Consider the following 26,754-nt stretch of genomic DNA (forward strand, 5'->3'; position numbering starts at 1 on the left):
AACGTCACCGCCGCCTCACGCGGAGACATGACGGGTCCATCGCAGTGAAGGACACCCATGATGATCATGAAATCCCTGCGCTCCCTGCGCTCCCGGCGCTTCCTGGCATTGGCCGCCGCGCTGACCGTCGCGAGCGCCGGCCTCACCGGGTGCGGCGGCTCCGACTCCGACAACTCCGGCTCGTCCGGCACCGCCCCGATCCGGGCGCTGCTCGCCGCCCAACCGGCGACCCTCGACCCGATCGTCGGCGCGCGTTCCGCCCAGATCGTCTGGGCGACGATGCTCGAACCCCTGATCAACACCGGCAACGACCTCGCGCCGACCGACACCGGCCTGGTCACCAGCTGGACCCGCACCGACGCGACGACCTGGACGTTCAAGGTCCGTCCCGACATCAGCTTCAGCAACGGCGAGAAGGCCGACGCGGCGGCGGTGGCCAACACCATCACCCTCACCCGGGACAGCGCGGCCTCGCAGCTCAAGTCGTACTTCGGCAACGTCACCGCCATCGAGGCGCCCGACGCCACCACCGTCGTGGTCAAGACCAAGACCCCGCAGTACGACATCCCCGACCTGCTCGCCACCGTCTACCTGGTGCCGCCGAAGTACTACCAGGAAAAGGGCTCGGAAGGCTTCGCCGCCGCACCGGTCGGCACCGGCCCGTACGTCTGGTCGGGCGCGAACGCCGGTCGGGACATCTCGGTCAAGAAGAACCCCGACTACTGGGGCACCAAGGCGACCAACGAGGGCATCACCTTCACCTGGGCCAACGAGGCCGCCCAGCGGCTCGCGCTGATCCAGAGCAAGAGCGTGGACGTCTCCTTCGACCTGCCGCCGGCACAGGCGAGCACGGCCAAGTCCGCCGGCGTCAACGTGGTGAGCACCGAGACGGCCATCAAGATCGTCGCCTTCCTCGACTCCACGAAGGCGCCGTTCAACGACCCGAAGCTGCGCGAGGCGGCGGCCCTGGCCATCGACCGCGACGCCATCGTCAAGGGCATCTTCGACGGGCAGGCGGTGGCCGACGCCGGCCTGCTCAACGTCAAGCCCGGTCAGCAGCCGACGCAGAGCGTGACCGCCGACGCCGCCAAGGCCAAGGAGTTGGTCGGCGGGGCGAACCCGACCGTGCAGATCACCTACCCGGCGGCCCAGTACACCAACATCGAAGAGGTCTCCCAGGCCGTCGGTGGCAGCCTGGAGAAGGCCGGCTTCAAGGTCAGCTACGTGCCGCTGGACTACGGGACGCTGGTCAAGCGGATCATCGGCCGCCAGGTGCCCGGCATCTCGATCTTCGCCGGGGTGCCGAACGTCGCCGTGCCGGACTACTTCGTCAGCGGCTTCATGAAGACGAAGTCGATCACCGGCAACTGCCCCGACCCGCAGATCGACACCCTGGCCCAGCAGGCCCTGGAGCAGAACGACGCCCAGCAGGCCAATCCGATCTACGAGCAGCTCAACACGATCGGCGTGGTCCAGAAGCACTGCTACGTGCCGCTGTACCGGCAGGTGTTCAACTACGCGACCGGCCCCGGCGTCTCCGGCGTGGTGTTCGGCCCGCTGAACACCGTGGACTTCACGAAGACGACCCGCTGACGATGTCCGAGGTAGTGGAGACGGGGGTGCCGGGCGACCTCGCCCGGCACCCCCGCACCCCGGCGTCGGACACCCCCGTGCTGGAGGTCGACGACCTCGTCGTCGAGCACCGCGACGGTGGCACCGGCGCGGTCTTCCGCGCGGTCGACCAGGTGTCGCTGCGCATCGCGGCCGGCGAGAGCGTCGCCGTCGTCGGCGAGTCCGGCTCCGGCAAGACCACGCTCGCGATGGCGGCGACCGGGCTGGGCCCACGCGGCCAGGGCGACGTCCGGCTGCTCGGCCACTCGCTCGCGGCGATCAGCCGCACCCGGCTGCGGCGGCTGCGCCCCGAGGTGCAGGTGGTCTTCCAGGACCCGCACGGCTCGCTCGACCCCCGCCAGTCGGTCCGATCCGGGCTGCGGGAACTCCGCGCCCTGCAACCCGAGCGGACCTCCTGGATCGGCGACGCCGACCTGCTCGGCCGGGTCCGGCTCGCCGCGGACCTGCTCGACCGCTATCCCCACCAGCTCTCCGGGGGTCAGGCGCAGCGGGTCTGCATCGCCCGCGCGCTGCTCATGCGCCCGCGCCTCATCGTCGCCGACGAGCCGACCTCCGGCCTCGACGTCTCCGTCCAGGCCGACGTGCTGGTGCTGCTGCGGCAGATCCGGACCACCACCGGCGCGGCGTTGCTGATGATCAGCCACGACCTGGCCGTGGTCCGCTCGCTCTGCGACGTCGTGCACGTGATGTACCGGGGCCGGGTCGTCGAGGCGGGACCCTGCGACCGGGTCTTCGGCGCCCCCGAGAACGACTACACCCGCGAACTGCTCGCCGCGATGCCCGGCGCGCGCTGGAGGTCCCGCCGATGAAGGCCAGCACCGTACGCCGCGTCGGCGGCCGGCTCGCGTCGCTGTTCGCCTCGCTGCTCATCGCGCTCAGCCTGGCGTTCCTGCTCGGCCGCCTCTCCGGCGACCCGACCGCCACCATCCTCGGCCCGCTGGCCCCGCCCGAGCAACGCGAGGCGCTGCGCCACCAGCTCGGCCTGGACCTGCCCGTCCTCGTGCAGTACCTCGACTACCTCAAGGGCGTCTTCACCGGCGACCTCGGCCAGTCGTTGCAGTTCTACCAGTCGAACACCTCGATGATCGCCGACCGGCTGCCGTTCACCCTGCAACTGGTCGGTGCCGGCATGGCCCTCGCCCTGCTGGTCGGCATCCCGCTCGGGGTGCTCGCGGCGACCCGGGAGGGCACCTGGTGGGACCGGGGAGCCTCCACGCTCGCCCTGCTCGGCCAGTCGGTGCCGGTCTTCTGGTTCGGCATGATGCTGGTGGTGCTGTTCGCGGTCAAGCTCGGCTGGCTGCCCGCCGGACAGTCCGGCAGCCCGAAACACCTGATCCTGCCCGCGCTCACCATGTCGGTCTACCCGATGGCGCACATCGCCCGGCTCACCCGGGCGTCGATGAGCGACGCGCTGGCCGAGCCGTACATCGACTCCGCCCGCGCCCGGGGCATCAGCACCCGCCGGGTGATCTGGCGGCACGCCTTCACCAACGCCATGATGCCGATCCTGACGATCGTGGTGCTCCAGACCGGCATCCTGCTCTCCGGCGCGGTCGCCGTCGAGTACGTCTACTCCTGGCCCGGGCTCGGGCAGCTCGCGTTGCAGGCCATCCAGTTCCGTGACTTCCCGCTGGTGCAGGCGATCGTGGTGTTCGGCGCGCTGGTCTTCGTCGTGCTGAACCTGCTCGTCGACGTCCTGCACTCGATCGTCGACCCGAGGGTGAGGTGACCATGAGCCAACTCGAACTCGACCCCGTCACCGCCGCGGCGCCGCCACCCCGGCGGGCCGGCCGTCGGGCCCGTACCTCGGTCTTCTGGCTGGCCCTGCCGCTGGCGGTGACCGCCGTGGCGGTGTTCGTGCTGCCGCTGACCGGGCTGCTGCCGGAGCGCGGCCAGGACCTGGCCGCGACCCGCCAGCCGCCCGCCTTCCTCGCCGGCGGCAGCTGGGCGCACCCCCTCGGCACCGACAAGCTCGGCCAGGACCTGCTCACCCAGTTCGTCTCGGCCGGCCGGTTGACCATCGTGATCGGCCTGGTCGGCGCGCTGGTCGCGATCGGCCCCGGCACGCTGCTCGGCCTGCTGGCCGGCTACTTCCGGGGCTGGGTCGACCGGGTCATCTCGATCCTCATCGACGCCCAGCTGGCCCTGCCGTTCATCCTGGTCGCCCTCGCCATCATCGCCAACCGGGGCAGCTCGCTGCCGGTGCTGTTCCTGGTGCTGGCGCTCACCGGCTGGGCGGTGTGCGCCCGGGTCACCCGCGCCGCCACCATGGCGATCCGGGAACGCCAGTTCGTCATCGGCCTGCGCGCGGCCGGCGCGTCCGAGCCCCGGATCGTCTTCCGGCACATCCTGCCCAACCTCGCCGGCACCATCGTCGCCCTCGGCACCCTCCAGGTCGGCACGGCGATCCTGGTCGAGAGCGCGCTGAGCTTCCTCGGCCTGGGCGTGGTGCCGCCGATGAACAGCTGGGGCTCGATGCTGGCCTCGGGCCAGGACGAGCTGAGCCAGGCATGGTGGATCGCCTTCTTCCCCGGGCTCGCCATCACGGTGCTGGTGCTGCTGGTCAACCTGCTCGGCGACGCGCTGCTCACCCACCACGACCCGCGGAAGAGGCGGCGATGAGCGCACTGCTGAAGCTCTCCGGACTGTCCATCACCGCCCGGCTCGCCGTCGGCGACCTGCGGCTGCTCGACGACGTCGACCTGGAGATCCGGCGCGGCCAGATCGTCGGCGTGGTCGGCGAGTCCGGCAGCGGCAAGACCACCCTGGCCCGCGCCGTCGTCGGGTTGCTCGACCGCAACGTCCGGGTCGACCAGGGCACCATCGCGGTCGCCGGTGAGCAGGTGGTGGCCCCCGGCGTCGACCGGACCGACCGGGTCCGGGGCAGCGCCGTCGGCATGGTCTTCCAGGACGCGTCGCGGTCGCTGAACCCGCTGCTGAAGGTCCGCACCCAGCTCGCCGAGGTGCTGCGCCGCCACGTCCGGGGCATCACCCGGGCCGAGGTCGAGCGGCGGTCGGTGGAGGTGCTGGCGCAGATGCGGATCACCGATCCGGCCCGGGTGCTGGCCAGCTATCCCCACCAGCTCTCCGGTGGCCTGCGGCAACGGGTCGCCATCGGGCTCGCCGTCGTCACCCGCCCCGCGCTGGTGATCGCCGACGAGTGCACCACCGCCCTGGACGTCACCACCCAGACCAAGGTCGTCGACCTGTTCCGCACCCTGGTCGACGAACTCGGCATCGGCCTGCTCTTCGTCACCCACGACCTGATGCTCGCCAGCGACCTGTGCGACCGGATCGCGGTGATGAGCGGCGGGCGGGTCGTCGAACAGGGCGACGCCCCGACCGTGCTGGACCAACCGCAGCAGGAGTACACCCGACGCCTGCTCGCCGCCATTCCCTCGTGGAGCTGAAGGAGAACCCGCGCCCCATGCCCGACCAGCCCGGCATCGACGCCTACGCGGCCTACCTCCCGGCGTACGCGCTCGACGACAACAGGCTCGACCCGACCGTGCCGCCGCGTGCCGGTGGCCCCACCCGCAGCGTCGCCGGCTACGACGAGGACACCGTCACGATGGCCGTCGAGGCGCTGCGGCACATCGCCGCCGACACCCCGGCCGGGCGGCACCTGCTGCTGGCCACCACCAGCGCCCCGTACGAGGCGAAGACCTCCGCCGGGGTGGCGCACGAGGCGCTGGGGCTCGACCCCGGCGTCACCGCGCTCGACCTGCGCGGCCACCGGGCCGGCGCGTCCGCCCTCGACCTGGTCCTGCGGGGCGTGGCCACGGCGGCCCTGGCCGACGTGCGGACCACCCGCCCCGGCGCGCCCGACGAACTCGCCCAGGGCGACGCCGCCGCGGCGTTCGTCGGCGGCCGGCGGGCCGCCGTGCTCCTCGCCCGCGCCGGCCACACCACCGAGGTGCTGGACCGCTGGCGGTTGCCCGGGGAGCGGCACGACCGGGTCTGGGACGAACGGTTCACCGCCGAGATCCTCGTCGCCGCCGGCCTCGACACCGCCCGCCGGGCGCTGGCCGAGGCGTCCCTCGACACCGTCGACCAGGTCGTCGTGTCGTCGTCGAACGCGCGGGCCGCGACGGCGCTGCGCCGGGCACTCGGCGGCACGGGGCAGGACGCGACCATCGAACGGGCCACCGGCTTCACCGGCGTCGCCCACCCCGGCCTGCTGCTCGCCGCGGCGCTCGACGAGGCGGAACCCGGCCAGACCATCCTGCTGCTGTCGGCCACCGAGGGCGCCGACGCGTTCGTCCTGCGGGTCGGCGACGGGGTACGCGCGGCCCGGGGCGGCCCCTGCGTCCGCGCGCAACTCGCCGCCCGCCAGCGCCTCGGCTACGGCCGCTACCTGCGCTGGCGGGGGCTGCTCGACGTGCAGGGCCCGGCCCGGCCGGCGGCACCGGCCCCGGCGGCCCCGCCCATGCACCGCCGGGCCGGCTGGAAGTACCGGTTGGAGGGCAGCCGGTGCGACGCCTGCGGTCGGGTCACCACCCCACCCGGGCGGGTCTGCGCGTCCTGCGGCATCGCCGGGTCGGACGCCGCGACCGGGAAGGTCTCGCTGCGCGAACGCACCGCCCGGGTGGTCTCGGTGACCCGGGACCACCTGACGACCATGCCGGAACCGGAGGTGGCGATCGTCGTCGCCGACGTGGACGGCGGCGGCCGGCTCAGCGCGTACGCCACCGACGTGGCACCGGGCGACGTGGTGGTGGGCATGCCGATGACTCCCACCTTCCGCCGGCTCTGGACCACCGACTCGATCCACAACTACTTCTGGAAGCTCCGCCCGGCACCCGCCGACGCCGCGCCAGGGAAGGACACCGCCGATGGCCAGTAGGCGCACCACCCACGACGTCGCGATCGTCGCGATGGGCTGCACCCCGTTCCGGGACCACTGGAACTCCTCCGCCGACGACCTGCTCGTCGATGCCGTGCAGGAGTGCGTCGGGTCGCTGCCCGACGTCACCCTCGACGACGTCGACGCGTTCTGGGTCGGCACCCAGGGTTCCGGCCTGTCCGGGCAGACCCTGGCCCGCCCGCTGCGGCTGACCGGCAAGCCGGTGACCCGGGTGGAGAACTACTGCGCCACCGGCTCGGAGGCGTTGCGCAACGCGGCCTTCGCGGTCGCCTCCGGCGCGTACGACATGGTGATGGCGACCGGGGTGGAGAAACTGAAGGACTCCTCGTACTCCGGGCTGTCGGCGGTCTTCCCACCCGCCGACGGCACCGACGTGGACTGGACCGCGCCGGCCGGCTTCTCCCTGCTCGCCCCCGCCTACCAGGCGGCGTACGGGATCGATGAGCAGGAGATGCGTGCCGCGATGACCCGGGTAGCGGTGAAGAACCACGCCAACGGCGCCCGCAACGAACGCGCCCAGTTCCGCAAGGCCGTCTCCGCCGAGACGGTGGAGCGGTCCCCCCGGATCGCCGGTCAGCTCGGCGTCATGGACTGCTCGGGCGTCTCCGACGGCGCGGCGGCGGCGATCCTGGTCCGGGCCGAGGACGCCCACCGGTACACCGACAAGCCGATCTACCTGCGCGGGATGAGCTTCGTCGCCGGCTCCGGGTCCGGGCTGGCGGCCGACGGCTACGACTTCACCACCTTCCCCGAGGTGGTCACCGCCGCCCGCGAGGCGTACGCGCAGGCCGGGGTGACCGACCCGGCGACCCAGATCTCGCTGGCCGAGGTGCACGACTGTTTCACCCCGACGGAGGTGGTGCTGATGGAGGATCTCGGGTTCTCCGCCCGCGGCAAGGCCTGGCGGGACATCCTCGACGGCCGCTACGACGCCGACGGGGCGCTGCCGGTCAACACCGACGGCGGGCTCAAGTCGTTCGGCCACCCGATCGGTGCGACCGGGCTGCGGATGATGTTCGAGTGCTTCACCCAGTTGCGGGGGGAGGCCGGCGCACGGCAGGTGCCCGACGCCCGGTTGGCGGTGGCCCAGAACCTCGGTGGGCAACCGGGCTCCTGCGTCGCGTTCGTGGCGGTCCTGGGGAACGAGCGATGAGCGCCCGGGTCACCCTCGACGGCCGGGTCGTCGTCGTCACCGGGGCGGGCAACGGCATCGGTCGGGCGCACGCGCTGACCCTCGCCAAGCGGGGCGCGTCGGTGGTCGTCAACGACCTCGGCGGGACGGTCGACGGCTCGGGTTCCTCCGGCGCGGCCGATCAGGTGGTGGCGGAGATCCGCGCGGCCGGCGGCACCGCCGTCGCGTCGACCGACTCGGTGGCCACCGCCGCCGGGGGCGCGGACCTGGTCGGCCGGGCGATCGACACGTACGGCCGGGTCGACGCCGTCATCCACAACGCCGGCATCCTGCGGGACCGGACGCTGGCCAAGATGACCGACGCGGATGTCAGCGCGGTGCTCGACGTGCACCTGGCCGGGGCGTTCCACGTGCTGCGGCCCGCCTGGTCGCACCTGGTCGCCCAGGGCTACGGCCGGATCGTGCTGACCAGTTCGTCGTCCGGCCTGTTCGGCAACTTCGGCCAGGCCAACTACGGTGCCGCCAAGACCGGCCTGGTCGGGTTGATGAACGTGCTCGCGCTGGAGGGCGCCCGCCGGGGCATCCTGGTCAACGCGATCGCGCCCACGGCGGCGACCCGGATGACCGAGAACCTCCTCGGCGACCTGACCGACCGGTTCGACCCGCAGCACGTGGCCGCCGTGGCGACCTTCCTCGCCTCGGAGCAGTGCCAGCTCAACCGGCACATCCTCACCGTCGGCGGCGGCCGGGTCGGGCGGATCTTCCTGGGCGTCACCCCCGGTTGGTACGGCGGGGCCGCCCCGGCCTCGCCCGACGACATCCTCGACGCGGTGGACGAGATCTGCCGACTCGACGACTTCATCGTGCCCGACAGCGGCGCCGACGAGGTCACCCTGATCCAACGGGTCCTCGGCGGGTCGTCCGGACCGTCCGCCTGAACCGCGCGAAACCCATCGGAAGGCAGGCATCATGCCGGTCAGCGAAGTGCACCACGTGGCCATGACCGTCTCGGACGTCGACCGCGCCGCGGACTTCTACGAGCGGGCCCTGGGTTACCGCCGGACGCTGCGGACCGACGTCGGCGGGCCGGGGATCGAGGTGTCGCTGGGGCTGCCCGCCGGCACCACCGGCCGGGTCCAGTACCTCCAGGGCCCCAGCCGGGTCGGCCAGCTCGAACTCATCGAGTGGAACGGCGTCAAGACCCGCACCGCCACCGCCGGCCACCTGGAGCTGGGCACCTTCCTGCTCAGCTTCGAGGTGCCCCTGGACGAGCTGGACGACCTGCACCAACGGCTGACCGAGCTGGGCGCGGAGTGTCTGTCCGCGCCCAACCGGGTGCTGCTGGACAACTACGGGTACATCACCGCCTTCGCCGCCCGGGATCTCGACGGCAACCTGCTGGAGTTCGTGTCGTTGCCGTCCCGGGAGGAGATCCTGGCCCGGCGGCGGGGGAGCGTCGACTGATGGCCGGCAGCAACTTCACCGAGACGCTGCGCCGGCAGGCGTTGCGCCGCGCCGACGCCGAGGCCCTGGTCGACGGGGCCGCCCGCTGGACGTACGCGGAACTGGACGCCGACGTGGACCGGCACGCCGCCGCCCTGCGCGACGCCGGCCTCGGCGACGGCGACCTGGTCGGGGTGCTGGGGCGCAACACCGCCACCTACGTCATCGAGTTGTTGGCGCTGAGCCGGCTCGGGGCGATCTCGGTGCCGTTGAACTGGCGGTTGCACGTCAACGAGCAGGCGTACGTCCTCGACCAGGCCGGCGTCACCGGCCTGCTCTACGACGACGACTTCGCCGCCGACGCCGCCCGGCTGGCGACCAGCACCGGGGTGCGGACGCTGGTCGCCAACGGGGAGTCCGTCGTCGGCGACGCGCGGCGGCTGGCCGACCTGCTGGCCGGTCAGCCACCCGGGGTCCGGGTGGCCGACGCCGACAAGGGCCCCGCCGACGTGCACCGGCTGCTCTACACCTCGGGCACCACCGCCCGCCCCAAGGGGGTGGTGCACACCTGCGGGAACCTCACCGCGAACCACTTCGCGCAGGTCCTCGAACTGGAGTTGACCGCCGCCGACCGGATCCTCGTCTCCGCCCCGCTGTTCCACGTCAGCGGGCTGGAGGCGCCGGGCCTGGCCACGTTCGTGGCCGGCGCGACGATGGTGCTCACCCCGACGTTCAAGCCGACCGACATCGCCCGGATCGCCGCCGAGGAACGGATCACCGGCCTGGTGCTGGCCGCGCAGATCCTGTTCGGGCTGCTCGACCTGGACGACCCGCCGGACCTCGCTGCGCTGCGCTACCTGCTCTTCGCCGGGGTCGCGCCGAGCGTGCGCCAGGAGGTGAAGCGCCGGCTGCCGCACGTCCGCCTGATCGACACCTTCGGCATGACCGAGCTGTGCAACGGGGTCTGCTATCTCGACGCCGCCCACGAGCAGAGCAAGCTGGGCGCGCTCGGGGCGCCGTTCCCCGGGGTGCAGCTGCGGATCGTCGACGAGCACTTCCAGCCGGTCGGCGCGGACGTCGAGGGGGAGATCATCGTCCGGGGGGAGAAGGTCTCGCCCGGTTACTGGAACGACGACGAGGCCAACCGGCGCAGCCGGCGCGACGGCTGGTTCCGCACCGGCGACGTGGGGCGGATCGACGCCGACGGTTACCTGTGGTTCGTCGACCGTCGGGCCGACCTGATCAAATCCGGTGGGGAGAACGTCGCCAGCGCCGAGATCGAGCGGGTCCTCGCCCAGCATCCCGACGTCGCCGAGGTCGCCGTGATCGGGGTGCCCGACCCGCAGTGGGACGAGGTGCCCAAGGCGTTCGTCATCCTGCGCCCCGGCGCGACCGGCACCGCCGAGGAGTTGCGCGCGCACTGCCGGGCCGAGCTGGCCCGCTACAAGGTCCCCCGGTACGTGCAGCTCGTGACGTCGTTGCCGCGCAACGACTCCGGCAAGGTGCTCAAGAAGGCCCTGCGCGAGGCGGCGGTGTCCGGGTGAGCACCGCGAACCTCGCCGCGATGCTGGCCGGTAACGCCCGCCGGTTCGCCGACGCCGACGCGCTCGTCTTCGACGACCGCCGGTGGACCCACCGGCAGCTCGACGACGACGTCAACGCCCTGGCCGCCGGCCTGGCCACCGAGGGGGTACGCCACGACAGCCGGGTGGCGATCGTGGCGGACAACGTCCCCGAGTTCCTCATCCTCTCCCTGGCGCTGGCGAAGCTCGGCGCGGTCTTCGTCCCGCTGAACTACCGGCTCACGGCGGGGGAGTTGGCCCGCCTGCTGGCGCACGCGCGGGTCGGGGCGGTCGCCACCGTGCCGGAGTTCGCCGCGCTCACCACCGCCGCGCTCGCCGACCTGCCGGACGTCCGTCGCTTCGCGCTGGAACCGATCGACGACGGCTGGACCGACGTGCGGGCGCTCGTCGCGGCGCACCGGGGCGCGCGGGTCGCCGACGCCGACCTCGACGACACGGCCCTGCAACGGATCGTCTACACCTCCGGCACCACCAGCCTGCCCAAGGGGGTGCTGCTCACCCACGGCAACGTGAACATGAACATGCACGCCCAGATCGTCGAGCTGGGGCTGCGACCGACCGACCGGATCCTCAACGTCGCACCGCTCTACCACGTCGGCGGCACCGACCTGCCCGGCTACGGCATCTGGCACGTCGGCGGCTGCATGGTGCTGCACCGACGGTTCGTGCCGGCGGCCGTGCTGCGGGCCATCGGGACCGAGCGGATCACCGGCATGGTGATGGCGGCGACGATGCTGGACATGGTCCGCCGCGAGGCGACGACCGTCGGTGCCGACCTGTCGTCGGTACGCTGGCTGATCTTCTCGCAGGTCACCTCGGCGCTGTTCGGGGTGGCCCGGGAGTTGTTCCCGTACGCCCGGCTGATCGAGGGGTACGGCCTCACCGAGACCTGTAGCGGGCTGACCTATCTCGACGCCGCGCACCAGGAGTCCAAGCAGGGCTCGGTGGGGCTGCCGGTGCCGTGGGTCCAGGTCCGGGTGGTCGACCCCGACGGCAACGACGTGCCGGTCGGTGCCAACGGTGAGGTGGTCGCGCGGGGGCCGAAGGTGAGCCCCGGTTACCTCGACGACCCGGTGGCGACGGCCGCCGCGTTCCGGGACGGCTGGTTCCACACCGGTGACATCGGCTGCTTCGACGCCGACGGCTACCTGTACATCCGGGACCGGCTCAAGGACATGATCCGCAGTGGTGGCGAGAACATGTCCAGCGCCGAGATCGAAAACGTGCTGGCGGACCATCCGCTGGTGCTGGCCGCGTCGGTGGTGGCCGCGCCGCACCCGGTGTGGCAGGAGGTGCCGGCCGCGTTCGTGGTCGGCCGGCCGGGGTTGACGCCCGAGGCCCTGATCGCGCACGCCCGGCAGCGGCTCGGCCGGTTCAAGGTGCCCAGGGAGATCTACCTGGTGCCGGAGTTCCCCACCAACCCGTCGGGCAAGGTGCTCAAGCGGTCCCTGCGGGAGCTGCGGACGACGCTGTGCCCGGACTGGACGTACGACGAGGCCCGGCGCGGCTGAGTCCCGGGCCGTCACCGGCCGTCCCCCCGCCCCACCGCGTCGTTGTCGTTCCGGCCTGCCCGCCGGGAACCGGGCCGCACCGGCCGCCGGGCCGGTGTCCGGCGGGCAGGCCGGTGCGTTCAGGGCCGGCGCGTCCGCCGCCGGTGCGTTCAGTCCCGGCGGGTGGCGGTGGCGTGGCGCAGCAGGGCGAGGGTGTGCACCAGGGCGAACCGCCGGGTGCCCCGGCCCAGCGCGTCCCACGGCTTCTTCCAGGTCATCCGTCGGGCGAGGTCCCACGCGGTGCTCCCGTCGTGGGCCAGGCCCCGGACCGTCTCGACCTCGTCGCGGTGGAAGGCCGTGAGGGCCTCGGCGCGGGCGGCGACGTCCCGGTAGGGGAACTGGTGGGCGGGGCAGGCGATGGCGGCCCCGAGGTCGCGGATGCGGGCCAGCGTGCGGAACAGGTCGGCGGCCGGATCGTCGTCGGGGCGGCTGACGATGGCCAACTGGGTGGGTCCCTCGGCCATCATCGTGTCGCCGGTGAAGACCAGTCCCCGGGTGTCGACGTAGACGGTGTGCCCGTAGGTGTGCCCGGGGGCGGGCAGGGCGCGCAGGGTCACGTCACCGAAGCGGAGTTCGGTCTCCCCGGTCAGGGGCACGTCGAGCCGCAGGCTCTCCGGGTGCGCGGCGACGGCGACCGCGTCGGCGTACATGGCGGCGACGACGTCGGGCGGGGCGCCGGTCAGGTCGAGTGCGGTGCGTACCTGCTGGAGGAAGGTGCCGCGCCGTCGGTGCATGGTGGCGAAGTCGTCGGCCCCACCCATGATCACCCGCGCGCCGGAGGCGGCCCGCACCCGGTCGGCGAACCCGACGTGGTCCGGGTGGTTGTGGGTGAGCAGGACCGCCGTGATGGCGTCGACCCGCTGGCCGACGGCCGCCACCGACTGCTGGAACGACGCCCAGCAACTCGGGTGGTCGTAGCCGGCGTCGACGAGGACCGGTCCGTCGCCGGTGGCGATCAGGAAGACGGTGATGGACCGCAGGGCGCTGCCGTGCAGGGGGACGGGGATGGCCCAGACACCGTCGACGACCTGGGCGGGGACCGGCACCTGGCGGGCCCGCCAGGTGGCGGCGTGGGCGTCGCTCACGGGTCTGGACATCGTCGGGAGGCTCCCTTACTGTGGGACACCAACATACCGGATGGTCGGAATCTAGCTCAAGGAGTCCGATGAGCGAGGAGCGGACCGGGTTCCGGCTCTGGGCAGCCGCAGAACCGGACCTGTGCGCGATCGTGACCGCCGATGATCGGCGGATCTCGTACGGTGACCTGTTCGCCGAGGTGAACCGGATCTCGCACGGGCTGCGTACCCGTGCGGGCCTGCGGCCCGGCGACACCGTCGCCGCGGTGATGACGAACAGCCCCGGCCTGGTCGCGCTCTATCTCGCGGCGATGCAGTCGGGGCTCTACCTGGTGACCCTCAACTACCACCTCACCGCGCCCGAGGTCGGCTACATCCTCGCCGACAGCGCCGCCCGGGTGGTGGTGGGCTCCGAGCGGGTCGAGGACGTCGTGGTCGCCGCCGCCGAGGCCGCCCCCGGCATCCAGGTCTTCGTCGACGGCCCGCCCCGCACCGACCGGGCCCGCCCGCTGTCGGCGCTCACCGCCGACATGCCCGCGACGAGCCCGGCGGACACCCCGGCCGGCTCACTGATGATGTACACCTCGGGCACCACCGGCCGGCCCAAGGGGGTCAAGCGCCCGCTCAGCGGCGTCGACGCGGACACCGGCGCGCTGACCTACGTCTGGCTGTTCCGGGAGTTCGGCATGGAGCGCGACGCGTTCGCGTCCTGGCTGGTGTCGGCGCCGATGTACCATTCGGCCAACATCACCCCGGCGATGGGCGCGCTGCACGCCGGCGGCACGATGGTCCTGATGGACGGCTGGACGCCGGAGGGTTTCCTGCGCCGGGTCCAGGCCCGCCGGGTCACCGGGACCAGCATGGTGCCGACCCACTTCTACCGCCTGCTGCAACTGCCCGAGCCGGTCCGTGCCGGCGCTGACATCTCCTCGCTGCGCTACGTGCTGCACGGCGCCGCGCCCTGCCCCCGCGAGGTCAAGCAGCGCATCCTCGACTGGTTCGGCCCGGTGGTCTACGAGTACTACGGCTCGACCGAGGTCGGCACCACCGTCGCGCGGCCCCACGAGTGGCTGGCCCACCCGGGCACGGTCGGCCGGCCGGCCTCCATCTCCACCCTGCGCATCCTCGACGAGCTGGGCAACGAGGTGCCCGTCGGGCAGACCGGCATCGTCTACATGCGCCAGGGCGACGACCGGATCGAGTACCACAACGACCCCGGCAAGACCGACGGCGCGCGCCGCGACGGCCTGATGACCGTCTGGGACGTCGGCCACGTCGACGCCGACGGGTTCCTCTACATCACCGGTCGCGCGGCCGAGCTGATCCTGGTCGGCGGGGTGAACGTCTATCCGGCCGAGATCGAGGCGGCGTTGATCAGCCACGACTGGGTCGCCGACGTCGGCGTGGTCGGCACCCCCGATCCGGAGTTCGGCGAGGTGCCCCAGGCACACGTCGTGCTGGCCGACGCCGCGCCCGACCCGGACGCGGCGCTGGCGGAACTGCGCCGCTACCTCACCGACCGGTTGGCCAAGCCGAAGCGCCCGGAGTCCTACGTGCTGCGCGACGCCCTGCCCCGGGACCCGAACGGCAAGCTCTACAAGGCCCGGCTCACGCGCGCCGAAGAGGCCAGCGCATGACCGGCGACATCGACGAACCGGTGGGAGGTGGGCATGGACTTCGCTGACAGCGACACCGACCTGGCGTTCCGGCACGAGGTCGGCAGGTGGCTCGACGGGGCGCTGGCGGACGTGCCCGACCAGGAGGAGCTGTCCCAGGACGCGCGTGAGCACTGGTCGCGGGTGTGGCAGGACCGGCTCTGCGCCGGCAACTGGGCCGGCCTGTCCTGGCCGGTCGCGCACGGGGGCCGGGGGATGGACGCGCTGGCCCAGGCCGTCTTCAACGAGGAGGCCGCGGTACGCGGTGCGCCGTACCCGCTCAACGGGGTCGGCATGATGCTGGCCGGGCCGACGATCATCGCGCACGGCACCGACGCCCAGCAGGCCCGGCACCTGCCCGGCATCCTGCGCGGCGACGAGTACTGGTGTCAGGGCTTCAGCGAGCCCGGCTCGGGATCGGACCTGGCCAGCCTGACCACGGCGGCGACCCGGGTCGACGGTGGCTGGCGGATCAACGGGGCCAAGATCTGGACGTCCAACGCGCACAACGCGTCGCACTGCCTGCTGCTGGCCCGCACCGACGCCGCCGCGCCGAAGCACCAGGGCATCACCTACTTCCTCGCGCCGATGGACGGGTTCACCGTCCGGTCGCTGGAGATGATCAACGGGGACACCGAGTTCAACGAGATGTTCCTCGACGACGTGTTCGTCGCCGACGCCGACGTGCTCGGCGGGGTCGGCAACGGCTGGACCGTCGCGCTCACCACGCTCGCGTTCGAACGCGGCAGCATGGCGCTCAACCTCTGGGTGTGGGCCCGCCAGGCGGTCGACCGGCTGATCGACGTCGCGGTCGCGCGGGGCGTGGCCGACGACAGCGCGTTCGTCGACGCGGTGGGCGCGTTGCAGTGCGACGCCGAGGCGGTCCGGATCGGGTCGATGCGGATGCTCGGCGAGAGCCGGGCCGGCGGCGTACCCGGGCCGGAGACCTCGGCGCTCAAGAGCCTGTGGGCCCGGGTGGTGCAGCACGCCAACCGGCTCGCCGTGCAGCTCGACGAGGCCGGCGGGGTGCTGGTCGACGGCGACGGCGCCGCCGCCCGGATGCGTCGTTACCTGCGCGCCCGCGCCCACACGATCGAGGGCGGCACGGAGGAAGTCCAGAAGTCGATTCTCGCGGAGCGGGTGCTGCGCCTGCCCCGCTCACGCTGAGCGGAGTGGTCTGGTGCGCGCAACATTCACCCAGGAACAGCGGGACATCGGTGCGACCGTGGGCTCGCTCGCGGACGCCGACCGCGGCACCGCCCGCGAGCTGCTGACCGGCCCGTGGCGGGCCCCGGCGGCTGACGGGCCACTGCTGCGGGGCTTCGGGCTGCTCGGGGTGCCCGAGCCGGCCGGTGGCATCGGGTCGAGCCTGATCGACCTGCTGGTCGCCGTCGAGGCGCTCGGCGAGCGGCTGGTGCCGAGCCGGTTCCCGGCGCACGCGGCAGCGGTCCAACTGCTCTGCGGCGACGAGCGGCGCACCGGTCCGCTCCCCGACGAGGTGCTCGACGGCCGCCGGGTGCTCACCCCGGCGGTCGACGTGCCGGGCAGTTCCGGGTGGGCCGACCGGGTGTCGCCGGACCCGCTGGTGCGGACCCTGGTGCCGTACGCGGCGCAGGCGGACGGCGTCGTCGCCCTCGGCCCGGACGGGGTCTGGTTCGCCGACCCGGTCCGGACCACCGCGCGGCAGTCGCTGGATCCGTCGGTGCCGCTGGCGGACCTGACGTTGGCCGCGCCCGAGCGGACGCAGCCCGCCGGGGCCGGCCCGCTGCGGGCCGCGCTGGTGGTGGCGGCCGAGCTGTGCGGGGTGGCGCAGGGGGCGGTCGACCTGGCCGCCGAGCAGGCCCGGACGCGTCGGCAGTTCGGTCGGGTGATCGGCGCGTTCCAGGGGGTCGCGTTCCCGCTCGCCGAGGCGGCCACCGCCCGCAAGGCGGCCTGGGACCTGACCCTGTACGCGGCGTGGGCGGTGGACAACGGCCGGCCGGACGCCGGCATCCAGGTGCACGCCGCCAAGGCGGCGGCCGGTCAGGCGGCGGTCTTCGCCGCCGAGCGGTGCATCCAGGTCCACGGCGGGATGGGCATCACCATGGAGGCGGACCCGCACCTGTTCCTGCGCCGGGCCTTCGTGCTCGACGCCCGGTGCGGGCGGGGTTCCTGGCACCGCCGTCGAACCGGGGAGCTGCGCATCCGCTCCCGCCCGACGTCGCGGGCCTGACCTGCGCAAGTCTTGCCGGGCAGCAACCCGGGCAGTAACATACCGGCTGGTCGGAATAAATGAGGAGAAGGCCGTGAAGTTCGGAATCATGAACCTGTTCCCGGTGGCCGACGGCGCATCGGACCACCAGGTGCTTCGAGAGACCCTCGATGAGATCCAGCTGGCCGACGAGCTGGGCTTCGACTCGATCTGGCTCGCCGAGCACCACTTCTCGAAGTACGGCATCCTCGGCAGCCCGGTGAACTTCGGCATGGCCGTCGCCGAACGGACCCGACAGATCACCATCGGCACCGCCGTCCTGGTGCTGCCGCTGCACCACCCGCTGCGGCTGGCTGAGGACATCGCCGCCCTCGACGTACTCAGCGGCGGCCGGGTCTCCATCGGCGTCGGCCGGGGCTACCAGCCCGCCGAGTTCGCCGGCTTCGGCGTGCCCCTGGCGGAGTCGAAGCAGCGCTACCAGGAGACCCTGGAGATCCTGCGGCTCGCACTGTCGCAGGAGAACTTCTCCTACCACGGCGAGATCTTCCACTACGACAACGTCACCACCTACCCGAGGCCGTACACCCCGGGCGGGCCGCCGATCCTGCAGGGCACGGTCTCTCCGGACAGCTTCCGGGAGCGCGGCGCGGTCGGCGAGTCGATCATCACCTCACCGAACTTCACGCCGTTGGGCATCATGCAGAAGAACTTCGACCTCTACCGGCAGAGCATGCGGGAGAACGGCTTCGACATCTCCACCTACGACCTGCCGTTCATGCAGCAGGTCTGGTGCGGTGACAGCGAGGAGGGCCTGCGCGCGGCCGCCCAGGCGGCGATGAACTACTACAAGTCCGTCGGCAAGGTCATCCCCGGCTCGGAGGACGCCATCGCCAAGGAACGGGCCTACTACGCGGCCGTCGCCAAGAACATCGAGCTGCTGACCCTGGAGCAGACGCTGACCCACGGCGGCAACTTCGGCTCGGCCCAGCATGTCATCGAGACCATCGAGATGCTGCGCGAGCAGCTCGGCATCAACCACTACATCGGCTGGCTGCGGATTCCGTCCCTGGACCGTAAGGCCGCGCTGCGCTCGATGGAGGAGTTCGCCGACAAGGTCATCCCGCACTTCCGGGCCCAGGAGCGCGTCGCCGACAGCGTGCCCACTCCCGAGGCGGTCGCCGGGTGAAGATCAGCTGCTTCCTGAGCGCCCAGTTCGATCCGTCGGCGTCGGCCACCGAGGGCATCGACGGCGTACTGGCCCAGGCCGCCGCCGCCGAGGCGGCCGGCTTCCACGCCGTCTACCTCGGCCACCACTACCTGGCCCGATCGGCGTTCGTCCAGCCGATCCCGCTGGCCGGCTACCTCGCCCACGCCACCTCCCGGGTCCGGATCGGGTTCGGGGTCCTGCTGGCCCCCCTGCTGAACCCGGTCGCGCTCGCCGAGGAGTTGGCCTCGCTCGACGTGCTCTCCCACGGCCGGCTGACCGTCGGCATCGGCGCCGGCTACCGCCGCCGGGAGACCACCGCGTTCGGCGTCGCCTGGGAGGACCGGCTGCGGCGACTGCGGGAGTACGTGCCGATGCTGCGCTCCCTGTGGAACGGCGAGACGATCGACATCGCCGGCAGCTGGGGCGAGGTCCCCGGCGCGTCCCTGGCGCTGCGCCCGGCCCAGCCCGGCGGCCCACCGCTGTGGATCGGCGCGTTCGCCGAACCCGCGATCCGCCGCGCCGCCCGACTGGACGCCCCGTGGCTGATCGGCCCCAAGGGCAACGACGAGGAACTGGCCCGACTGCTCGGGATCTACCGGGGAGACCTGGCCGAGCGCGGCTTCCCGCTGGACCGGGAGTACCCGATGAGCCGTGAGGCGTACCTCGGTGACAGCTACCCGGCGGCCGTCGCCGCCGTCCGCCCGCACCTGCAACGCCAGTACGCGGGCTACAAGTCCTGGGACGACGCCCAGTCCCTCGACCTGGACCGCTACCTGGCCGAGGACTGCCTGGTCGGGTCGGCCGACGAGATCGTCGCCAAGCTGCGCCGCTGGGAGACCGAGCTGGGCATCACCGAGGTCTCGCTGCGGCACCAGTTCGTCGGCGCGGGCCAGGACGAGGCGATGGCACAGCTCGCCCGCTTCGGCGCGGAGGTCATTCCGAGGCTCGCTGCCCCGGCGACCGGGGTGACCCGGTGAGCGCCGGTAACCTGGCCGCCGTCCTGGAGGGACGGCGCGCGGACCGGGGCGACCTGCCCGGCCTGTTCGGCGAGGACGGCCGGTCCTGGACGTTCGACCAGATCGACCTGCTCGCCGGGGGCGTCGCCGCCGCGCTGCGGGCCGAGGGCGTCGGCCCCGGCGACCGGGTCGCCTGCTATCTGACCAACGGCCCGGAGATCGTGTTCCTGCTCTTCGGCGCCTGGAAGATCGGCGCGGTGCCGGTCACCGTCAGCAGCCTCTACAACGCCGCCGAGCTGGCCGAGTCGGTGGCGAAGACCGCGCCCCGGCTGCTGCTGGTCGACGACCGTCGGCCCGACGTGGTCGCCGGGTTCCTCGCCGCGCAGGACGCCACCCGGCCCGCCCCCACCGGGGCCGCCGACGGGGATGACGTCCCCGGCGGCACCGCCGCCCGGGTCCCGGTGCGCTCCGTCACGGCGTCGCTGGCCGGGGTGCCGGCGTTGCCGTGGCGGCGGGAGGTGCGGGTCACCGGCGTCGAGGTCGGGCCGGAGGCCGAGGCGTGCATCCTGTTCACCGGCGGCACGACCGGGCGGCCGAAGGCGGTCAGCGTCACCCACGGCGGGACGCGGGAGTCGCTGATGCGGCTGGCCCGGGTCACCACCGGCACCGAGGCCGAGGGCACCGCCGCGCCGGACGCCAGGCCGAACCTCATCGCCCTGCCGCTGTTCCACAGCGGCGGCCAGCACTCGCTGCTGTTCGCGTACTTCGTCGGCCGGCCGGCGGTGGTCTGGGAACGCTTCGGCGTCGACCGGCTGGCCGACCTCATGGCACGGTTCGGTTTCGACAACCTCTTCCTGCTGCCCACCATGGTCTTCGACATCGTGCACGCCGACCGGGATCTGCCGTTCGACGGGGTCAAGTCGGTCCTGGTGGCCGGGCAGGCGATCTCCTGGCCGGTGCGGCGCGCGTTCGAGCAGCGCTACCGGGTGCCCATCCTGGTCAACTACGGCTCGACCGAGGCCGGGCACATCGCCGGCTGGACCGGGCGGGACATGAAGGCCGGCCGGTGGAAGCCGGGCTCCGCCGGCCGGGTCTACCCGGGCGTCGAGCTGGAGATCCGCGACGACGCCGGCACGGCGCTGCCGACCGACGCGGCGGGCGAGGTGGTGGTCCGCTCCGCGCTGACCAGGGGGTACGTCGACGACGCCGCCGCGTCGGCCGAGCTGGTCCGGGACGGCTGGGTGCACACCGGCGACATGGGCTACGTCGACGCCGACGGGGTGCTCTTCCTGGTCGGCCGCAAGCGGGACATGATCAAGTGCGGGGGTTTCCAGGTCTGGCCGGAGGAGATCGAGGACGAACTGCGGGCGCATCCGCTGGTGCGGGACGTCCGGGTGCTCGGCCGGCCGGACGACCGGCTGGGCGAGATCCCGGTGGCGCTGGTGGTCCGGGTGGCCGACGACGCGGTCTCCGACACCGACCTCACCGCGCGGCTCGTCGCGTACGCCCGGGAGCGGCTGGCCCACTTCAAGGCCCCCCGGCGGATCGAGTTCGTGCCGGCCCTGGAACGCAGCGCCACCGGCAAGATCAGCCGCGCGGCGGCAACGTCGCCCGACACGACTGAGGTCGACCGCGCGGCGGCCGCCCTGCCGGCGGCGGACAGGACCGCCTCCGTGGCGGTGTCCCGGCCGGACGACGGCGGGACCAGCCGATCGACAGCTAGGGGGAGCCGATGAGGTTCGGCATCATGGCGTCGCACCAGTACCCGCCGGGCGACGACCTCCGCAGGCACCTCGACGACCTGTTCGGCACCGTCGAACTGGCCGCGGAGCTGGGCTACGACTCGGTGTGGACGATCAACCACTTCCAGTCCAACCTGGCCACCCCGCAGCCGATCTCGATGCTGGCGAGCCTGATCCCGCGCTCGGGCGACATGCTGCTCGGCACCGGGATCCTACTGCTGCCGATGTTCCACCCGGTGCACGTCGCCGAGGAGTTCGCCACCCTGGACCACCTCTCCGGCGGACGGGTGATCCTCGGGGTCGGCGCGGGCTACCGGGAGAACGAGTTCGCGGCGTTCGGCGTCGACCCGGAGACCCGGTTCCGTCGGTTCGACGAGAGCCTGCGGCTCATCCGGGCGCTGTGGAGCGGCGCGCCGGTCACCCATGACGGGGAGTTCTATCCGCAGGTCGACGCCACCATCGGCATCCCGCCGCTGACCCCGGGTGGCCCACCGATCTGGATCGGCGCCGGGGGCAAGAAGGCGGTCCGTCGGGCGGCCCGGCTCGGCGACGCCTGGTACGCGCCGGGCAACTCCCCGAGCCGCCGGTTCCTGCCGGAGCACCTGGCGGTCTACAACGAGGCGCTGGCCGAGTACGGCCGGGACCCGGCGACGGTGCAGCGGCCCGTCGGGGTGGAGTTGTACTGCGCGCCGAGCACCGAACAGGCCGTCGCGGAGGCGCTGCCGCACGCCCGGGTCGAGTACTCGACGTACGCCGAGTATCCGGCGCTGCGCTGGCAGCGGGACCGCTTCGACGAACTGGTCCGCAACACGCTGCTGTTGGGCTCGCCCGAACTCCTCGTCGAGCGGATCAGCGCGCTGCGCGACCTGGGCTTCGACCACCTCATCTTCCGTCCCGGGTGGCTCGGGATGCCGACCGAGAAGCTCCGCGCCTCGCTGCGGCTGTTCGCCACCGAAGTGATCCCCGCCTTCCGTACCACCTGACCTAAGGAATCCGCCGTGAAGAAGACCGAAGCCGAGCTGCTGGAAAGCCAGTGGGACGTCGAGAACATGGAGGTCGATCCCGAGGTCCTCGCCAAGTACGTCCGGTACGACGTGGACGAGGAACGGGCCGTCGCCACCATCACCTTCGACCGCCCCGAGCGGCTCAACGCCATCCCGGTGGCCGCCTTCGAACGCGTCGGCGACCTGGTGAAGGAGGCGGAGACCGACGACCGGGTCAAGGTCATCGTGTTCAAGGGGGAGGGTGAGCACTTCGGCACCGGCGCCGACGCCGCCGAACTCGGCCACTACATCGGCTACAAGACCGGCACCGACAAGGCGTCCCGGCGGCGTCCCGCCCAGCGCCAGCGCATCCTGCCCGACCGCAACGTGCTCAGCTCCGGTTTCACCCGGCCGATCATCGAGTCGCTCAAGGCGACCATCTGCCAGGTGCAGGGCTACTGCTACGGCGGGCACTTCCAGATCGCGCTCTCGGCCGACATCGTCATCGCCTCCCCGGACGCCCGGTTCACCCACCCGGCGTTCCGCTACCTCGGTCCCGCCCCGCAGGACATGTACCACTGGATCGAGAAGGTCGGCCTGACCACGATGAAGGACGTCATGCTCACCATGCGGGCGATCGGCGCCGAGGAGGGTGAGCGCAAGGGCCTGGTCACCAAGGTCGTCGCACGCGAGGAACTGCAGCGCTGGGTCGACGACTACGCCGACGCGATCGCGGTGATGCCGCTGGACTCGCTGATGATGGGCAAGTCGATGATGCAGGTGATCATGGAGGCCCGGGGCAAGGGCCTCGGGGCGATGACCGGCTGGGTCGGGCACGGCTGGGCCACCAACGTCAGCTTCGCCGACGGGGACTGGAACTTCCTCAAGGAGCGCCGGGAGAAGGGCATCGCGCAGGCGCTGGCCGACCGGGACCGGCTGGTGGCGCCCTACTTCCGGCTCAGCGACAGCCGGTCGCGGGAAGAGTAGGCGACCGGCGTGAAGTTCGGCATCCTGCTCGACCACCAGTACACCCCCGGCGACGACCTGGGTCGCCGGGTCGGTGAGACCGTCGAGTACGTCCAGCACATCCGCGACCTGGGCTACGACTCGGTCTTCGGTATCCACCACTACCTGTCGTCGCTGAGCACCCCGCAGCCGCTGCCGCTGCTGAGCCGGCTCATCGACCACTCCGGGACGATGCAACTCGGCACCGGCATCCTCATCCTGCCGCTGGGCCACCCGGTGCACTGGGCCGAGGAGATCGCCACCATCGACCAGATGTCCGGTGGCCGGTTCGTCCTGGGCATCGGTTCGGGCTACCGGGACGCCGAGTTCACGTCGTTCGGCATCGAACGGCGAACCCGGGTGTCCCGGATGAACGAGGCGCTGGCGGTGATGCAGCAACTGTGGACCGGGGAGCCGGTGCACCACGAGGGCAAGCACTTCACCCTGGACGGGGTGCGGTGCAGCGTACTGCCGGTGCAGCGTCCGCATCCGCCGGTCTGGGTGGGCGCGAACGGCCCGACCGGCATCGCCCGGATCGCCCGGCAGGGGCTGCCCTGGCTCGCCCCGTCCAACGTGCGCCGCAACTGGGCCGTCGGCAACCTGGCCGACTACCGCGAACAGCGTCGGGCCGCCGGCTTCGACGAGCGGGACGCGGTCTTCCCGATCCACCGGGACCTGTGTGTGGCCGACTCCGCCGAGGCCGCGTTCGCCGTCGCCGGCGACGCGGTGAAACGCTCCTACGGCGAGTACGTCCAGTACGGCATGGACTTCTTCGAGTCGCAGTGGGACGCCATCAAGGAGAAGGCGCTCTTCTTCGGCTCGCCCGACGACATCGCCGCCAAGATCCAGGATTTCACCGACGCCGGCTACAACCACTTCGTGTTCCGGGCCCAGTGGCTCGGCCTGCCGATCGCACGGTCGATCGAGATCGTCGAGCGGTTCGCCCGCGAGGTCATGCCGAGGTTCCGCCCATGAGGATCGGCCACGTGATCGTCCCCGCCGACGACCTGGACGCCCAACTCGCCTTCTACACCGCGCTCGGCCTGACGGTGCGCTTCCGCGACGGCGACCGCTACGCCGCCGTCACCGACGGCACGGTGACCGTCGGCCTGGCCGACGCCACCCAGCAACCCGTCGCCGGCCGGACAGTGCTCAGCGTCCAGGTCGACGACCTGGACGCCTGCGTCGCCCGCCTGGTCGCCGCCGGCGCCACCGCCACCGACCCGGTGACCGGCCCCCACGAACGCCGAAGCCTGGTCACCGACCCCGCCGGCAACCCCCTGACCCTCTACCAACCCCACCCCTAACCCACCCCCGCCCCGCCCGCCCCCACCCCCGCCCCGCCCGCTCCCGCCCGCTCTCTCCACCCTCGCCCCGCCCTCCGCCTCCGCCCCCGCCCCGCCCACCCCGCTCCGCCCGCCCCGGTGATCAAGAGGAAAACGTCAGGATCGATCTCCACGATGACGCAAACCTCTTGATCACCGGGGCGGGACAGGGCGGACAGTGCGGGGCACGGCGGGGCGGGGTGGGGTGGGGTGGGGTGGGGTGGACAGGGCGGGGAGTGGGTGGGGGATATGAGAAGGAGATTGATGTGAGTGTGAGTGAGGGGCTGCGTGGCCGGAAGGTCGGCGTGCTCGGTGGGACGGGGCCGCAGGGGCGGGGGTTGGCCCGGCGCTTCGGAGCGGCCGGGTTGGACGTCGTGCTGGGGTCGCGGGACGCCGAGCGGGCGGCGCAGACGGCCGCCGGGCTGCCGGGCCGGGTGCGGGGCGGGTCGAACGCCGACGCCGCTGCCGAGGCCGACATCGTCGTGGTCGCGGTGCCCTGGGAGGGGCACGCCGAGCTGCTCACCGCACTCGCCCCGGTGTTGGCCGGGAAGATCGTGGTCGACTGCGTGAACCCGCTGGGCTTCGACAAGCAGGGCGCCTACGCCCTGGTCGTCGAGGAGGGTTCCGCCGCCCAGCAGGCCGCCGCGATCCTGACCGGGTCGCGGGTCGTCGCTGCGTTCCACCACGTCTCCGCCGTGCTCCTGGAGGACCCGGACCTGGACACGGTCGACACCGACGTGCTGGTGCTCGGCGACGACCGGGAGGCCACCGACCTGGTCCGGGACCTCGCCGCCACGATCCCCGGGGTCCGGGGCGTGTACGGCGGGCGGCTGCGCAACGCGCACCAGGTGGAGGCGTTCACCGCCAACCTCATCTCGGTCAACCGACGCTACCGGGCCCACGCGGGCCTGCGGATCACCGACGTCTGACCCGGTCCTGGCAGAAGGAGAACGCAGGATGGAACTTGCCCGTACCACCGCCATCGTCACCGGCGCGGCGTCCGGCCTCGGCGCGGCCACCGCCGCCGCGCTGGCCGGCGCGGGTGCCACCGTGCACGGCTTCGATCTCGGACCGGCCATCGCGGCGGCCGGCGACGCGCCGCCGGGGGTACGCCACGTCGACGTCGACGTGTGTGATCCGGCGGCGGTCCGGGCGGCGGTCGACCAGGCCGCCGCCGACGGCGACGCGCCCCTGCGGACGGTGGTGAACTGCGCCGGCATCGCCCCGTCGCAGCGGATCCTCGGCCGGCGCGGCGTCCACGACCTCGACCTGTACGCCCACGTCGTCCGGGTCAACCTGATCGGCACCTTCACCGTGCTGGCGCTCGCCGCCGAACGGATCGCGCAGACCTCCCCGGACGGGCAGGGCCAGCGGGGCGTGATCGTCAACACCGCCTCGGTCGCCGCCTACGAAGGCCAGGTCGGTCAGGCGGCGTACGCGTCGTCCAAGGGTGGCATCGTCGGCCTCACCCTGCCCGCCGCCCGTGACCTCGCCCCGCACGGCATCCGGGTGATGACGATCGCGCCCGGCATCATGCTGACGCCGATGATGCAGACCGTGTCGGCGGAGTACCGGGCCGGGCTCGCCGCCGGTGTGCCGTTCCCGCCTCGCCTCGGCGACCCGGGGGAGTACGCCGGTCTGGTGTTGTCCGTGATCGACAACGACTACCTCAACGGCGAGGTCATCCGCCTCGACGGCGCACTGCGGATGGCACCGCGCTGATCATTGCGCGCGGCCGGCGGTGCGGCGGTGCGGGTCCCTCACCGGCCCGCCCGGTGCATCGGCGTCGTGGTGCGGCCCCGCCGCGCGGGCCGGACCCGGTGCGGCCGGCCTGCCGGTGCGACGGGAGCAGGCGACCACCGCGTGCGGTGCGCGAGTCTCCGGGGCCCGGGAAAGGGGCCTTAGCCCGGACCGGTAGCGGTCGGTGCGCTTATCGGGTGACCATTCCCCGAATTCCTCATACGTTTGCGGCCGTGCCGCCCGCTGTATCCCTTTTCGGCCCGGCGGTTCTTTCGGCGTTTACCGACTCATCCGCGCGCCCCGGTCCGTCGGTCGATCGGAAGCGAAATTGGGTGCCTACCGTCCGGCATTCGTGATGGCGTCGCAGGGCGTCACTAATTGGTGACCCCGGGATCGGTCGGCAACGGGCTGGGGCACCGGGGGCACTCGGTGACGGGCGGTCGTGTTGTCGATGCGGATGCGTTACCCCTTCGCCGCCGGCCGCGGAAATGCAGCCCCGGGCAACGATTCGCTGAGGCAACCGGTTGCGCATCTAGAAATTGCCGCAGGCAATCATCAAGCTTCTTCACCGTTGCCCGACGGGCAGGATGTTAATCGATGCAGCTCTATTAATACGGGAGTATATCCAGTTCAGCCCCATCATGACCGGAATTTTACGGTACGTGTT

General features: G+C 72.4%; 24 protein-coding genes. 23 read left to right on the plus strand and 1 reads right to left on the minus strand.

Annotated elements, in window-relative coordinates; all coding sequences use genetic code 11:
• The first annotated feature begins 57 nt into the window (after nucleotides 1–57).
• Genes ACQP1S_RS13220 through ACQP1S_RS13270 form a run of 11 tightly spaced genes read left to right on the plus strand, consistent with a single transcriptional unit; the run spans nucleotide 58 to nucleotide 12,168 of the window.
• Complete coding sequence (locus tag ACQP1S_RS13220) at nucleotides 58–1,593, plus strand: ABC transporter substrate-binding protein (RefSeq protein ID WP_432906690.1); 1,536 nt, start codon at nucleotides 58–60, stop codon at nucleotides 1,591–1,593.
• A gap of 2 nt (nucleotides 1,594–1,595) precedes the next feature.
• Nucleotides 1,596–2,441 carry an ABC transporter ATP-binding protein gene (locus ACQP1S_RS13225; RefSeq protein ID WP_432906692.1) on the plus strand — a complete coding sequence of 282 codons (846 nt, stop codon included), beginning with the start codon at nucleotides 1,596–1,598 and terminating at the stop codon, nucleotides 2,439–2,441.
• Nucleotides 2,438–3,361 (plus strand): ABC transporter permease, encoded by a 924-nt coding sequence (locus ACQP1S_RS13230; protein WP_091246972.1) that lies wholly within the window; start codon nucleotides 2,438–2,440, stop codon nucleotides 3,359–3,361. The genes ACQP1S_RS13225 and ACQP1S_RS13230 overlap by 4 nt, the downstream gene beginning before the upstream one ends.
• 2 nt (nucleotides 3,362–3,363) lie before the next feature.
• Nucleotides 3,364–4,254: an ABC transporter permease gene (locus ACQP1S_RS13235; protein ID WP_432906695.1), complete on the plus strand. Its 891-nt coding sequence runs from the start codon at nucleotides 3,364–3,366 to the stop codon at nucleotides 4,252–4,254.
• Entirely contained in the window at nucleotides 4,251–5,042 is a 792-nt protein-coding gene (locus tag ACQP1S_RS13240) for an ABC transporter ATP-binding protein (RefSeq protein WP_432906697.1), read from the plus strand. The genes ACQP1S_RS13235 and ACQP1S_RS13240 overlap by 4 nt, the downstream gene beginning before the upstream one ends.
• A complete protein-coding gene (locus tag ACQP1S_RS13245) occupies nucleotides 5,033–6,478 on the plus strand; it encodes a zinc ribbon domain-containing protein (RefSeq protein WP_432906699.1) in 1,446 nt (481 codons plus the stop codon). The genes ACQP1S_RS13240 and ACQP1S_RS13245 overlap by 10 nt, the downstream gene beginning before the upstream one ends.
• A complete protein-coding gene (locus ACQP1S_RS13250) occupies nucleotides 6,468–7,652 on the plus strand; it encodes an acetyl-CoA acetyltransferase (protein ID WP_432906701.1) in 1,185 nt (394 codons plus the stop codon). Before ACQP1S_RS13245 ends, ACQP1S_RS13250 begins: the two co-directional genes overlap by 11 nt.
• Nucleotides 7,649–8,569: an SDR family NAD(P)-dependent oxidoreductase gene (locus ACQP1S_RS13255; protein ID WP_432906703.1), complete on the plus strand. Its 921-nt coding sequence runs from the start codon at nucleotides 7,649–7,651 to the stop codon at nucleotides 8,567–8,569. Before ACQP1S_RS13250 ends, ACQP1S_RS13255 begins: the two co-directional genes overlap by 4 nt.
• 31 nt (nucleotides 8,570–8,600) lie before the next feature.
• The gene (locus ACQP1S_RS13260; RefSeq protein ID WP_432906705.1) at nucleotides 8,601–9,095 is read left to right on the plus strand and encodes a VOC family protein; all 495 of its coding nucleotides are present in this window, start codon (nucleotides 8,601–8,603) and stop codon (nucleotides 9,093–9,095) included.
• Nucleotides 9,095–10,618, plus strand: a complete 1,524-nt coding sequence (locus tag ACQP1S_RS13265) for a class I adenylate-forming enzyme family protein (RefSeq protein ID WP_432906707.1) — start codon at nucleotides 9,095–9,097, stop codon at nucleotides 10,616–10,618. Before ACQP1S_RS13260 ends, ACQP1S_RS13265 begins: the two co-directional genes overlap by 1 nt.
• Nucleotides 10,615–12,168: a class I adenylate-forming enzyme family protein gene (locus tag ACQP1S_RS13270; protein ID WP_432906709.1), complete on the plus strand. Its 1,554-nt coding sequence runs from the start codon at nucleotides 10,615–10,617 to the stop codon at nucleotides 12,166–12,168. Before ACQP1S_RS13265 ends, ACQP1S_RS13270 begins: the two co-directional genes overlap by 4 nt.
• A gap of 149 nt (nucleotides 12,169–12,317) precedes the next feature.
• Here the strand turns inward: ACQP1S_RS13270 and ACQP1S_RS13275 are convergent, their stop codons facing one another.
• Nucleotides 12,318–13,304 carry an MBL fold metallo-hydrolase gene (locus ACQP1S_RS13275; RefSeq protein WP_432906710.1) on the minus strand — a complete coding sequence of 329 codons (987 nt, stop codon included), beginning with the start codon at nucleotides 13,302–13,304 and terminating at the stop codon, nucleotides 12,318–12,320.
• 68 nt (nucleotides 13,305–13,372) lie between these two features.
• On the opposite strand from ACQP1S_RS13275, the gene ACQP1S_RS13280 reads away from it, so the two are divergent.
• From ACQP1S_RS13280 to ACQP1S_RS13335, 12 genes are all read left to right on the plus strand, one after another.
• Nucleotides 13,373–14,920: an AMP-binding protein gene (locus ACQP1S_RS13280; protein ID WP_432906712.1), complete on the plus strand. Its 1,548-nt coding sequence runs from the start codon at nucleotides 13,373–13,375 to the stop codon at nucleotides 14,918–14,920.
• Between the two features lie 33 nt (nucleotides 14,921–14,953).
• The gene (locus tag ACQP1S_RS13285) at nucleotides 14,954–16,105 is read left to right on the plus strand and encodes an acyl-CoA dehydrogenase family protein (protein WP_091246944.1); all 1,152 of its coding nucleotides are present in this window, start codon (nucleotides 14,954–14,956) and stop codon (nucleotides 16,103–16,105) included.
• A 13-nt stretch (nucleotides 16,106–16,118) separates the two neighbouring features.
• The gene (locus ACQP1S_RS13290; protein WP_432906714.1) at nucleotides 16,119–17,150 is read left to right on the plus strand and encodes an acyl-CoA dehydrogenase family protein; all 1,032 of its coding nucleotides are present in this window, start codon (nucleotides 16,119–16,121) and stop codon (nucleotides 17,148–17,150) included.
• A gap of 73 nt (nucleotides 17,151–17,223) precedes the next feature.
• Nucleotides 17,224–18,315, plus strand: coding sequence for an LLM class flavin-dependent oxidoreductase (locus ACQP1S_RS13295; RefSeq protein ID WP_091246939.1), 1,092 nt, complete (start codon nucleotides 17,224–17,226; stop codon nucleotides 18,313–18,315).
• Entirely contained in the window at nucleotides 18,312–19,313 is a 1,002-nt protein-coding gene (locus ACQP1S_RS13300; protein WP_432906715.1) for an LLM class flavin-dependent oxidoreductase, read from the plus strand. Before ACQP1S_RS13295 ends, ACQP1S_RS13300 begins: the two co-directional genes overlap by 4 nt.
• Nucleotides 19,310–21,028, plus strand: a complete 1,719-nt coding sequence (locus tag ACQP1S_RS13305) for a class I adenylate-forming enzyme family protein (protein WP_432906717.1) — start codon at nucleotides 19,310–19,312, stop codon at nucleotides 21,026–21,028. The genes ACQP1S_RS13300 and ACQP1S_RS13305 overlap by 4 nt, the downstream gene beginning before the upstream one ends.
• Nucleotides 21,025–22,017, plus strand: a complete 993-nt coding sequence (locus ACQP1S_RS13310) for an LLM class flavin-dependent oxidoreductase (RefSeq protein ID WP_432906719.1) — start codon at nucleotides 21,025–21,027, stop codon at nucleotides 22,015–22,017. Before ACQP1S_RS13305 ends, ACQP1S_RS13310 begins: the two co-directional genes overlap by 4 nt.
• Before the next feature lie 15 nt (nucleotides 22,018–22,032).
• Nucleotides 22,033–23,004, plus strand: a complete 972-nt coding sequence (locus ACQP1S_RS13315; protein ID WP_432906720.1) for an enoyl-CoA hydratase/isomerase family protein — start codon at nucleotides 22,033–22,035, stop codon at nucleotides 23,002–23,004.
• A gap of 9 nt (nucleotides 23,005–23,013) precedes the next feature.
• Nucleotides 23,014–23,997: an LLM class flavin-dependent oxidoreductase gene (locus tag ACQP1S_RS13320; RefSeq protein ID WP_432906722.1), complete on the plus strand. Its 984-nt coding sequence runs from the start codon at nucleotides 23,014–23,016 to the stop codon at nucleotides 23,995–23,997.
• Nucleotides 23,994–24,329 carry a VOC family protein gene (locus ACQP1S_RS13325; RefSeq protein ID WP_432906724.1) on the plus strand — a complete coding sequence of 112 codons (336 nt, stop codon included), beginning with the start codon at nucleotides 23,994–23,996 and terminating at the stop codon, nucleotides 24,327–24,329. Before ACQP1S_RS13320 ends, ACQP1S_RS13325 begins: the two co-directional genes overlap by 4 nt.
• 278 nt (nucleotides 24,330–24,607) lie before the next feature.
• Nucleotides 24,608–25,276: an NADPH-dependent F420 reductase gene (gene npdG / locus ACQP1S_RS13330; RefSeq protein WP_432907991.1), complete on the plus strand. Its 669-nt coding sequence runs from the start codon at nucleotides 24,608–24,610 to the stop codon at nucleotides 25,274–25,276.
• Between the two features lie 28 nt (nucleotides 25,277–25,304).
• Nucleotides 25,305–26,069, plus strand: coding sequence for an SDR family NAD(P)-dependent oxidoreductase (locus ACQP1S_RS13335; RefSeq protein WP_363674475.1), 765 nt, complete (start codon nucleotides 25,305–25,307; stop codon nucleotides 26,067–26,069).
• Nucleotides 26,070–26,754: the final 685 nt, after the last annotated feature.

Origin of the sequence: Micromonospora matsumotoense (assembly GCF_050951065.1) — a bacterium.
GTDB lineage: Bacteria > Actinomycetota > Actinomycetes > Mycobacteriales > Micromonosporaceae > Micromonospora > Micromonospora matsumotoensis.